Source organism: Stenotrophomonas sp. LST15-1-1.1 (assembly GCF_040815575.1).
Taxonomy (GTDB): Bacteria; Pseudomonadota; Gammaproteobacteria; order Xanthomonadales; family Xanthomonadaceae; genus Stenotrophomonas; species Stenotrophomonas lactitubi_B.
In genome coordinates this window covers 225613-237024 of record NZ_JBFPNJ010000001.1, presented here as the reverse complement: position 1 = coordinate 237024, position 11412 = coordinate 225613, and the positions used below count along the sequence as shown (strand labels likewise).

Below are 11412 nucleotides of genomic sequence, written 5' to 3'. Positions count from 1 at the left end.
GGATGACATGACCTGCTCTTGGTAGGTGTCGACCTTGGTCGACACGTAGATCCACGCCATGCGTGGATGCTCTTCGTTCAATTGTCGAAATATTAGATTTCGATGGAGATTCATCCACACATGGCGTGAATGTGTCAGACACCGGAAAACTGTCGAAGGTGGGGCGGTGTCGGATTGCGGGGTGTCAGCCGCATGGATGCGGCTGCCAAGCCTACAAGGACGTACTTGCGGCGTCCCCGCAATCCGACACCGCCCCGCCCTCCCACGGAATCCAGCTTCTGCCGTTGCCGTTGCCGTTGTTTCGGCGGGTGCAGGGCGCAGCCCTGCCGAACACACCCTCAACGCAGGCGAATCAGCAGGCTGCCACCAGCACAGATCGTCGCCAGCCACGCCACGCCCTGCCAGCCCCACTGCGCCAACGCCAGGCTGCCCAATGCACCGCCACCGGCCATGCCGATGAACATGCCGGTGAACAGCAGCGCGTTGAGGCGACTGCGTGCCGGCGGCACCAGACCGTAGACCAGAGTCTGGTGCGCGACCAGCGCCGACTGGAAACCGAAATCGAACAGCAACGCGCTGACCACCAGCAACGGCAGCAGCGCGGCGGCCGGCAGCCATGACTCGGCCAGCAACAGGGCAAAGCCTGCCAGCGCGACGGCGATCGCCAACCGCGCTACCGCAGGGCTGCCCAAGCGATCGGCGAAGCGGCCAGCAACGGGCGCAGCCAATGCACCCGCAGCACCGGCAATGCCGAACGCACCCGCAGCGGCACTGCCCAGACCCAGGCGTGCGTGCAGCATCAGCGCCAGCGTCGACCAGAACGCGCTGAAGCCCACCGCCAGCAGGGACTGGCTGGCCACGGCGCGGCGCAACTGCGGCTGCTCGCGCCAGAGCGCCAGCAACGAGCCCAACAGCGCGGGGTAGCGCAACGTGCTGGTCGCGGCGAAGTGCGGCAGTGCCCGTGCCATCACCGCGCCCATCGCCAGCACCGAGAGTGCAGCAAGGCCAAACTGCACGCGCCAGCCCCAGGCTTCGGCCACCACGCCGCTGACCACGCGCGACAGCAGGATGCCCAGCAGCAGGCCGGTCATTACCCTGCCCACCACCTGCCCACGCTGCGCATCCGGCGCCAGCACCGCAGCGGCCGGCACGATGTCCTGCGCCAGCGTGGCCATCAGCCCGACCAGCAGGCTGGCAACAAGCAGCCCCGGCAACTGGCCGGCCAAAGCCGCCCCGCCCAGGGCCAACGCCAACAGCACCGACTTCAGCAGGATCAGGTTGCGCCGGTCGAAGCGGTCGCCCAGCGGAGCCAGCAGCAGGATGCCCAGCGCATAACCCAGCTGGGTCAGGGTCGGCACCAGGCCCACGGCACGCTCGCCCGCACCGAGATCCTGGGCGATCAAGCCCAGCATCGGCTGACTGTAATAGAGCGAGGCCACCGAGAAGCCCGCGCCGGCGGCCATGGCCAGCACCAATGATGGGGCGGGCGCAGCGCTGGGCGCAGTGGTGCTGGTTGAGAGCGAGGGAGTGGCCATGGGGGCATCCGGGAAAGAAGTGGAGCGTAGCTTGACGATATTCGCGACACGTCTGTAGTAGGCTCACTTACATACTTGTCATACGTCATGCGCATGAACGATCTTGCTTTGGGTGGCGACCGCCTGGACCTGCTGCGCACTTTCCTGCGCATCGTGGACAGCGGCAGCCTTTCTGCTGCTGCCCTGCAACTGGGTACCACCCAGCCCACCGTCAGCCGTCGGCTTCAGGCCCTGGAGCGGCAACTGGGCCTGCGCCTGCTGCAACGGTCCACCCACGGCCTGCTGCTGACCGAGGACGGCCAGCGCTGCCAACGCCATGCGCAGCGGGTGGTGGACGAATGGGAAGCGCTGCAGGCCGAGCTGCACGGCCAGGCCCAGATGCTCAGCGGACGCCTGCGGGTGATGGTGCCGCATGCATTCGGCCAGGCGCAGCTGCTGCCCACCATGCTCGATTTCCTGGCCCAGCATCCACAGTTGAGCCTGGAGTGGATCCTTGAGGACCGCCGTCCGGACTTCATCGCCGAAGGCATCGACTGCGCGGTGCGGGTCGGCACGGTCGACGAACCGCGCATGGTCGCCCTGCCGCTGGCCGAAGTACCGCGCATCGTGGTGGCCGCACCCTCGCTGGCCGATGCAGGCTCGATCACCACGCCCGAGCAGGCGCAGGCATTGCCATGGATCTCGCTGGTCACCTATTACCGTGAACGTCTGCTGCTGCACGACGCGCAAGGCCGCGCACACACGCTGTCCATCATGCCACGCCTGCTCAGCGACAACCTGTTCGTGGTGCAGCAGGCCGCACGTGCTGGATTGGGCGCGGCGGTGGTTTCGGCCTGGCTGGTGGCCGACGATCTGGCCGAGGGGCGATTGGTGCAGCTGCTGCCGCACTGGCAGGCACCGCCGCTGCCGGTGCATCTGGTGTTCCCTGCCGCACGACAGCAACCCCTGCGCCTGCGCGCCTTCATCGACGCGATGAAAGCCGCGCTGCCGCAACTGCATGGCATGCGGCCGGCGCCACGCTAGGCGCTGCCGGCGACATCAACGCGGGCGTGGTTCTACTTCGCCGCGGCATTCCAGCCAGCGACCTTGGCCTTGGTGTCGGCCAGCATCCTGTCCAGCGCCGCGCGATCGTACACATCGCCGCGCAGGATCACGCTGTCGATCTTTTCGGTCGCGGCGATGTCCTGCAGCGGATTGGCCGTCAGCAGCACCAGATCGGCCGCCTTGCCCGTGGCGACTCCGCCATAGCGCTGCATCTGGCCGAACCAGGACGGGCCGGAGCGGGTCGCGGCGGACAGCGCCTGCGGTGCGCTCAGGCCTTCCTTCACGAACAGCTGCAACTCCTGATGCAGGCCGATACCCGGGTAGTTGAACGAATTGAGGAAGCCCGCATCGGTGCCGGCGATGATCGTCACCCCCGCTTCCTGCAACAACGGCAGCACTGCGGCCACCTGGTGGTACTGCGCATGGCGCGCCTCGATCTGCGCGGGCGTCGCCTTGGCCGCGCGCTCCACGCGCCAGGTATAGGTCGCACGCAGGCCCGGGCCGATGTAAGCCAGATATGGGTCGTTGGCGTGGTCGTCCTGGTCGAGGAAGTCGAGGATACGGCCGCCGTTGAGCGTGGGCGTCACGAATACGCCGCGCTTGGCGAAATCACGATAGGCATGCAGCGCGGTTTCGCGATCGAAGCTGGCGTCGAGCCGGCGGTTGGCCTCGGCGCGGTCGATGCGCCCGGCGCCGAAATCGGCGGCGATCCGCGCTTCATCCTTGCTGCCCGCCTTGAAGGCATAGTCCAAGTGTTCGATCGAGGCCAGGCCTGCGTCCACTGCCTGTTCCACCGTCAACGCCATCGGAATATGGCCTGACGCCTTGAAACCGGCCTTGCGGGCGGCGCTGGCCGAGTACAGGAACAGCTCCGGGGTCAGCGTGCTGTCGGTGATCTTCACGAAGTCGACCTTGTCGTGCTGCAGGCGCTCGATCGCCTTGTCCGCGTCGGCCTTGCTGCCCACCTCGATCGTGCCCTTCCAGACCGGCTTGATGCCTTCGATCTTCGCACCCGACGTCAGCAGGCGCGGACCGAACAGCGTGCCGTTGGCGATTTCGCCGCGCCACTGCAGTACCTGCTGCGGCAGATCGCCGGAGCAGTCACGGATCGTGGTGATGCCGTGGGCGATGTACAGCGGCAGCAGCGCCTTGTTCTCTTCCACCAGCGCCGGGCCGCCGCCGAAGTGCACGTGCATGTCCCACAGGCCCGGAATCAGATACTTGCCCTTGGCGTCGATCTGGCGGCTGGTACTCCACTGGCTGCGCACCTGCGCATCGGGACCGACCGCAACGATGTCCTCGCCACGGATGACCACGCTCTGCCCGGGCACGCTGCGTGCGTGCTCGACATCGACCACCGTGGCGTTGCGGATCAGCAGATCGGCGCGTTCGGCGGCAGACGCCGACAGCGGTGCAACGGCAAGAAGGATGGCGAGGGACAACGGACGGGAACGGAACATGGAGAGCATCCTGGTGGGCACGGCAGCGTGCGGGTGGAAGGGGGGGGGTCAGCGCGTCGCGCCGTGTTGGCGCAGCAGGGTTTCGATGTTGGCGTAGCCGCGTTGCCGGGCGTGTGCCAGCGGCGTTACGCCTTCGCCATCGGCAAGCTCGGGGTTGGCACCGGCCTCCAGCAGCAGCTGCACGATCTGCACGTGGCGCGCGCCGCCGTCGCCGAGCAGGATCGCCTCCAGCAGCGCAGTCCAGTGCAGGCGATTGACATGGTCCACCGCTACGCCGGCGCGCAGCAGCGTGCGCACGGTGGCAACATGCCCGCGCTCGGCCGCGGGAATCAGCGCGGTACCGCCGTAGCGGTTGGTGCTGCGCAGGTCTGCGCCGTGCGCGAGCGTCAGCGCCAGGATCTCGTCCAGGCCGCGCGCGCCGGCGAACAGGTAGGCGCTGTCCTGCATCGCGTCCTTGGCATTGACGTCGGCGCCGGCCTCGATCAGCTCACGCGCCACGTCCACGTTGTTGCCGTGGGTGGCCAGCAGCAGGGCCGTGCGGCCCTGGCCGTCACGCGCCTCCAGATCGGCACCCGCGTCCAACGCCTCGCGCACGGCCTCGACATCGCCGCGGCTGGCGGCATCACGCAACTGCGCATCGGCATCGCTGCTGGAAGTCGCCGTGCACGCTGGAATCACCATGACCAGCAGGCACAGCAACAGCATGCGAGCCACTGCCGAACGACGCTGCCGGGAGCGAGGGTGGTGCATCGTGACTCTCCTCATGCGCGATGGCGCCGGCCATTGCCGGCCCCTGCCCTGCATGGTAGAAGTCGGCACGGGTATCCAGAAGTGAAATGTTCAAATGCAAGACAGTGCCAAATCGAATAGAACAGTGTTCGAACTGGACCTGCTGCGGGCCCTGGTGATGGTCGCCGACTGTGGCAGCTTCACCACGGCCGCCACCCGCCTGCATTCAACCCAGTCCACGGTCAGCCAGAAGGTTCGGCGGCTGGAGGAACTCGCCGGTCACCGCCTGCTCGAGCGCGGCCACCGCGACGTGCATCCCACCGATGCCGGGCACACCCTGCTGGGCTATGCCCGGCGCATGCTCGACCTGAACGAGGAGCTGGCCCAGGCATTGGCCGGCGCCACCGTGGAGACCGCGGTGCGCATCGGTGTGCCGGAGGACTTCGTCAACGCTCAGACCACGCGCATGCTCGCCGCCTTCAGCCGCCGCCACCCGCAGGTCAAGCTGGAAATCAGCAGCGGCCTCAGCCGTGATCTGGCCCACGGCTTCGACCATGGCGAGCTGGACCTGGTGCTGGTCAAGCAGCGTCGCAACACCCGCCAGGCCGTGCATTGCCGGCGTGAACCCATGCACTGGATCGACAGCCTGCGCAGCAGCAGCCTGCTGCAGGACCCGCTGCCACTGGTCACCTTCCCGCCGCGCGGGCTGTACCGCGACGAGATGATCCAGGCCGTGGAGGCGCTTGGCCTGCGTTGGCGCATCGCGTTCACCAGTTCCTCGCTGAGCGGCATCCAGGGCGCGGTAGCCGACGGCATCGGCATCAGCCTGCTGCCACGTCGCGCGGTCAACCGCGAACACCGCATCATCGATGGCGAGCGCGATCTGCCGGTGGTCGACAACTACGAGATCGGCCTGCTGCATCGCGCCGATGCCGATGATGCGGTGCGTGCGCTGGCCGCTGAACTCTGGCGGCAGGTGCAGCGCGAGCCGGAGTGAAGGGTTGGCAGGGCTGCGCCCTGCACCCACGGGTAGTGCCGGCCGCTGGCCGGCAACCTCAACAGCCGAAGCAACAGCAACAGCAGGCTTCCTGAGGGATGGCGGGGTGGGTCCGGTGGCAGGGGCCGCTGCAAGTACGTCCATGTAAGCTCGGTCGCCGCATCCATGCGGCTCACGCCCCTGCCACCGGACCCACCCCGCCTTCGATAGATTCCCGCGATCTGTGGGAATGGCATGGCCTGCTCTTGGTGGGTGTCGACCTTGGTCGACACGTAGATCCACTCCATGTGTGGATGCTCTTCGTTCAATTGTCGAAATATTCGATTTCGATGGAGATTCATCCACGCATGGCGTGGATCTACCAGACACCGAAAAACTGTCAGAGGTGGGGCGGTGTCGGATTGCGGGGTGTCCGCGGCATGGGCCCGAGGCATGCCTCGGGCGGGTTGGGCAGGATGCCCAACCCCGGTCTTGCCGTGTGCGCAGGACAGCGCACACGAGCAAGCGGCGGCCAAGCCTACAGGGACGTACTTGCGGCGTCCCCGCAATCCGACACCGCCCCGCCTCCCACGGGATGCACGCCTTTGCTGTTGCTGTTGCTGTTGCTGTTGCTGTTGCTGCTGCTCTTGCTGTTGCTGTTGCTGAGGTTGCCGGCCAGCGGCCGGCACTACCGCGGGTGCCGGGCGCAGCCCGGCCGCTACAGCCAGCGTCCGTCAACCACCACGCGACGCTCGCCCGGCACCCCGGCCACGGCCGCCGGGCCATGGTCGGCACGCACCGCCACGAAGGTGGCCGGAAGACCTTCCGCAATGCCGTACTGCGGCAACCCGATCACCTCCGCCGCATGGGTGGTGACCATGTCCAACGCCAGCATCAGGTCCGCATCGGTGTAGAAGCCCGATCGATAGCCCAGCAGCATCGCCCGCTGCAGCAGGTCGCCATTGCCGTAGGGCCACCAGCAGTCGCGGATGTTGTCGTTGCCGGCAAACACGCGTACACCCGCGTCGTGCAGTGCGCGCAACGGCGGGAACGGATGGTCGCCCGGTGCGTTGCTCATGATCGCTACGCCTGCGGCAGCCAACGCCTCGCCGACCTGCAGCGCGCGTGCCAATGGCACCTCACCCAGCGCATAGGCATGACTGACTGCCACCCTGCCCTGCAGGCCCGACGCGCGCGTGCGCGCCGCGATCCGCAGCAGCTGCGCCAGCCCGGTCTCGCCCGGCTCGTGCAGGTGGATGTCCAGTCGCACGCCATAGCGCTCGGCCAGCCCGAACAACAACGCCAGCTGGCCTTCGGCATCCCCGTCCAGCGTACTCGGGTCGATGCCGCCCAGTACTTCCACCCCTGCAGCAATCGCCTGTTCCAGCACCGCCGCCGTACCCGGGCACGACATCACCCCCGCCTGCGGGAACGCCACCAACTGGATGCGCATGATGTCGGCACAGCGCAGCGCCGCCTCGCGGACGGCCTGCAGATGGTGCAGGCCGGTGCTGCCATCGATGTCGACGTGGCAACGCATCGCCACCGTACCGAATGCGCTGCACTGGCGGATCAGCGCTTCGGCACGGTCCGCCATCGGTGCAGCGGCGGCAATCGCGGTCTTCTCCACCGCCAGGCGTTCGCGCAGGCTGTTCACTGGCTGATGCGGATGCCAGCGGTCGCCGACGAAGCTCTTGTCCAGATGGATATGGCCGTCGACCAGTCCAGGCAGAACGGTAAAGCCGGTCAGGTCGACGCTTTCGGCCTCCTCCGGTGCGGCATCGTCGCTGTTGATGCCGACGAAACGGCCATCACGGACATGGAAATGCAGGGGGGCACCGTCGCGATCGACGCCACCATGGACGAACTGCAGGGTCATCTGGATCTCCCGGAAAGCCAATACTGGCGCCATCCTGCCCGCCGCCGCTGCCATCGGCCAACGAAATATCTGCATGCCATGCATTCACCGGCACGATGAATCCCGTCCGCGACCGTGCGCCACGGGGACGCCGGATACACGCCTGAACGGGTAACATGGGCGCCTGTTTCCGCTGTGATGCCGCATGGGCCCGTCCGACCGCCACGATCGTCTTCGCCGCTGGCAGGCCGCGTCCCTGTTGGCCGCCGCCCCGATCGCCAGCCTGTCCGCTACCGATGCCAACGCCAGCGCGCCCCTGCAGGCGCCGCCGGGCCAGCAGCGGATCGCCTCGGCCGCGCTGGTGGAGGTACTGCACCAGCGCGTGCTGGCCGGCCAGAGCGCCACCGCCACCCTGGAAAGCTGGTGCGCCGAGCACGGCCTGGCCGAGCAGGCCCGGGTCCGCGCGGTGCGCGTGCATGGCCAGGAAAAGCCCGCGCCGGCCGACGTGCTGCAGGCCTTGGGCGCCGATGCCTCCACGCCCCTGCGTTACCGTCGCGTGCAGCTGGCCTGCGGCAGCCGCGTGCTGTCCGAGGCCGACAACTGGTACCTGCCCGATCATCTCAGCGCGGCCATGAACCAGGTGCTCGACACGACCGACGAGCCGTTCGGCCGCGTGGTCGGTCCGCTTGGCTTCCAGCGCCAGACCGTGACCGACCAGACGTTCTGGCCGCCGCGCGGCGAAGGCGACCATGGCGTGATCCTGGAAGTGCGCGCCCTGCTGCGCGACCGCCAGCAGCAGCCTTTCAGCTACGTCATCGAGTCGTATCTGGTGCAGGCCCTGCCCTGATCGACGCGTAAACAGTGAAAAGCCCGGCAATGCCGGGCCTTTCGTTCTGCGTTTCGATCAACGGAACCGGTAATCCAGCTCCACCCAGAACTGACGACCATACGGGTCGTAGTTGCCCACCGGATAGAACGGCCAACCACCCCCATTCCTGTCTGCCGGCGGCCGGCTGTCGCGCAGGTTGTTGACGATCACGCCCAGTGTCAGGTTCTCGCCGAACTGGCGGAACACACTGGCGTTGTAGGTCATGTACGGCGCGATGCGGCCACTGCCATCGCTCTTGGGCAACGAGCCATAACGGTTGCCATAGATCGTCGCGGTCCAGTCGCCCTGGTTCCAGGTGATGCTGCCGTTGGCCTTGCTGCGCCACTGCCAGTCATCCAGCGAATTGCGGATGTCGCGCACTTCATCATCGGCGAACTGCTTGTACTCGTGCTCCAGCACCAAGGTGTAGGCCAGGCGGGTGGTGAAGCGGCCATAGCGGCCCGCATCGAAGCGCCAGTTGCCCTTCAGGTCGATGCCGCGCACCGATTCGGACGCCGCATTGATCGGGTTGATCAGTACGCGGGTCACCTGGTCCGGCTGCACGGTGGCATTGGAGGGATTGCGGATCACCCGCGACAGCGCGTCCTGGCACAGCGGCGAACCGATTTCGCGCGCTTCGCCGCCGAGGGTACGACCCAGCCGGCAGTCGGCCTCATCACGCAGGATGCGGCTGGTGTCGAGGCTGGTCACCTCGTTGTCGATGCGGATGTCGTAGTAGTCCGCACTGAAATCCAGCCCGGACAGCGGCGACCAGACCACGCCGAAGCCATACGACTTGGCCGACTCCGGCTGCAGCTGCGGGTTGGCGCGGTTGCTGTAGTCGATCGAAAGGCCGTTGTAGTCGCAGTTGTCGTACGACTGGCCGGCGGTGCGGCAACGCCAGTAGTCGGTCATGCCCGGGTTGTAGCCACGGGTCTCGGTAGCGAACACATAGTTCATGTCCGGCGCACGGAAGCTGGTGGCTGCTGTGCCACGGATCAGCAGGCTTTCGATCGGACGGAATTCGACACCGAAGCTCCACGTTGCCTTGCCGAGATGCTCGCCACCGGCGCGGTACTGGTCGTAGCGGCCTGCCAGGGTGGTGGTCAGCGACTGCAGCAACGGCAACTGCAGTTCAATACCCGCGGCATAGCGGTCACGTTCGCCACCGGCACCGATGCCGGCGCTGGTGTTCCAGAACTCGCCGGTTCCCAGGCGTGGGTCCGGGCGGTTGCGGTAACCCTGGCTGCCCGCTTCGACCACCGCGGCCAACGCGGCATCGCCCCCCGGCAATGCAAACAGGCGACCATTGACCGTCGCGCTGAAGGTCTGCAGCCACGCAGCGTTACGGCTTTCCTGGTAGTCGGACAGGCGACCGTACTCATCGGGTGTCAGCGGCCGGAAAAGACGCGACGGATCCGGCGCGTAGACCTCCACGCCGTTGCGTACACCCAGCTGCGGACCCAGCAGGTACTCGTTGATGCCGGCCAGCAGCACCGGGCGGCGCGTGCGGTTCTCGTAACGCGAGCGGCTGTAGACCGCTTCGTAGTCCCAGCCGCTGTCACCGAACTGGCCACGCGCACCGACGTTGAACGACCACGAGCTTTCCAGGAAACGATTGGCGTTGCGTGGCAGGCCGCCGATTTCCTCCGGCGCGAAGCGGCGGTACCAGCTCTCCAGGTTGCCCGTGTTCTGGTTGTAGAAATAGTTGCGTGACGAGGTCCAGGTGGGCGCGCGCGTGTTGTTCTGGATCCGTGCGCTGCCCACGGCGACATCGGCGAACAGGTCGGTGGTGTCGTTGACGTGGAAGGTCAGCAGGCCGTAGCCGTTGAGGTTGCGCTTCTCGGTCTGCACGGTCCAGTAGCTGGCAGCGGCTTCGTTGCTGCCGCAGTACGCGCCCTGGCGAGGGTTGTTGGCGCGGAACACGCTGCCGCCGTAGATGGCCGAGGCCGCATCGCAACCGGCAACGCCCGGATCGATGTTGCGACCGGTGGCGGCGTTGCGACGATAGGCGACGGCCGTCGGCTGCGGCGCCTTGCCGGTGGGATCATCGTCCAGCGAATCCATGAAGTCGCGCTGCCGCGCGTGGATCGCCTTGCGCACATCCAGTTCGAAGCCGAACAGGCCTTCCCAGCGTTCGCCCGAGCTGCCACCCACCACCTGCACGCGCTGGTTGTCACCACCACCCTGCTGGGTGCCGCCGGCACGCACGTTGACGTCCACGCCGTCGAAACGGTCCTTGAGGATGATGTTGACCACGCCGGCGATCGCATCGGAGCCGTACACCGCCGATGCGCCTGCGGCCAGCACCTCGATGCGCTCGATCAACGCACTGGGGATGTTGGCCAGGTTGACCACGTTCACCGAGCCTTCGTAGGCCAGCGGATAGTCCGCCTGGCGACGACCGTTGACCAGCACCAGCGTGCGGTTCGGGCCCAGCCCACGCAGGTTGATGGTGTTCGCCGCCGGGGTGAAGGTGTTGCCGAAGTCCTCGCCCTGCACGTTGCCGGTATTTTCAGTCAACGCGCTCAACGCATCGAACGCATTGCGGTAGCCCTGCGCATCGATCTGCTCGCGGCTGATCACCGTGACCGGCGATGGCCCCTCGACGCTGGCACGCGGGATGCGCGAGCCGGTGACCTTCACTTCCTGCAATGAGGTGGGTGCGCTTTCCTGCGCGAAGGCGGGCAACGAGGCCAGCATCAGGGACGACAAGGCAAGCACCAGCGGACGCGGGCGCAGCGCCAAGGAAGAGGCGGACATGGGCTTCCTGGGGGAGTTGGACGGGTGGTCCGGGGCGCCGGCGACGATGCGCGCATAACGATCCCGTAACGAAATTGTCCTGAACGGATGGTTGCAACGGAAATGACCAGGCCTGATGGCCTTATGCCTGAACCGACTCAGAACACAGCCAGCGACGGCGCAGCGTTTGCAACTTCTTT

The 11412-nt window shown here is 66.9% G+C and carries 8 protein-coding genes; 3 read left to right on the top strand and 5 right to left on the bottom strand.

The annotated features are described in order from the left end of the window. Positions 1-338 precede the first annotated feature (338 nt). Positions 339-1574, bottom strand: a complete 1236-nt coding sequence (locus MRBLST15_RS01155) for an MFS transporter (RefSeq protein WP_367785519.1) — start codon at positions 1572-1574, stop codon at positions 339-341. 54 nt (positions 1575-1628) lie between these two features. Here MRBLST15_RS01155 and MRBLST15_RS01150 point away from each other — a divergent pair, with 54 nt between their 5' ends. Beyond that, positions 1629-2558 carry a LysR family transcriptional regulator gene (locus MRBLST15_RS01150; protein WP_367784758.1) on the top strand — a complete coding sequence of 310 codons (930 nt, stop codon included), beginning with the start codon at positions 1629-1631 and terminating at the stop codon, positions 2556-2558. Between the two features lie 32 nt (positions 2559-2590). Here MRBLST15_RS01150 and MRBLST15_RS01145 read toward each other — a convergent pair whose 3' ends face one another. Both MRBLST15_RS01145 and MRBLST15_RS01140 read right to left on the bottom strand, forming a co-directional pair. Further along, on the bottom strand, positions 2591-4039 hold the full coding sequence (locus MRBLST15_RS01145; RefSeq protein ID WP_367784756.1) for an amidohydrolase family protein: 1449 nt from the start codon (positions 4037-4039) through the stop codon (positions 2591-2593). A gap of 48 nt (positions 4040-4087) precedes the next feature. Beyond that, positions 4088-4789: an ankyrin repeat domain-containing protein gene (locus MRBLST15_RS01140; RefSeq protein WP_367784754.1), complete on the bottom strand. Its 702-nt coding sequence runs from the start codon at positions 4787-4789 to the stop codon at positions 4088-4090. Positions 4790-4883: 94 nt separating this feature from the next. On the opposite strand from MRBLST15_RS01140, the gene MRBLST15_RS01135 reads away from it, so the two are divergent. Beyond that, positions 4884-5765 (top strand): LysR substrate-binding domain-containing protein, encoded by an 882-nt coding sequence (locus MRBLST15_RS01135; RefSeq protein ID WP_265953093.1) that lies wholly within the window; start codon positions 4884-4886, stop codon positions 5763-5765. 697 nt (positions 5766-6462) lie between these two features. On the opposite strand, the gene MRBLST15_RS01130 is transcribed toward MRBLST15_RS01135, so the two are convergent. Next, on the bottom strand, positions 6463-7623 hold the full coding sequence (locus MRBLST15_RS01130) for an amidohydrolase family protein (protein WP_367784752.1): 1161 nt from the start codon (positions 7621-7623) through the stop codon (positions 6463-6465). A 184-nt stretch (positions 7624-7807) separates the two neighbouring features. On the opposite strand from MRBLST15_RS01130, the gene MRBLST15_RS01125 reads away from it, so the two are divergent. Beyond that, positions 7808-8449, top strand: a complete 642-nt coding sequence (locus MRBLST15_RS01125; protein ID WP_367784750.1) for a hypothetical protein — start codon at positions 7808-7810, stop codon at positions 8447-8449. A 57-nt stretch (positions 8450-8506) separates the two neighbouring features. Here the strand turns inward: MRBLST15_RS01125 and MRBLST15_RS01120 are convergent, their stop codons facing one another. Then, positions 8507-11233, bottom strand: a complete 2727-nt coding sequence (locus MRBLST15_RS01120) for a TonB-dependent receptor domain-containing protein (RefSeq protein ID WP_367784748.1) — start codon at positions 11231-11233, stop codon at positions 8507-8509. Between the last annotated feature and the right edge of the window lie 179 nt (positions 11234-11412).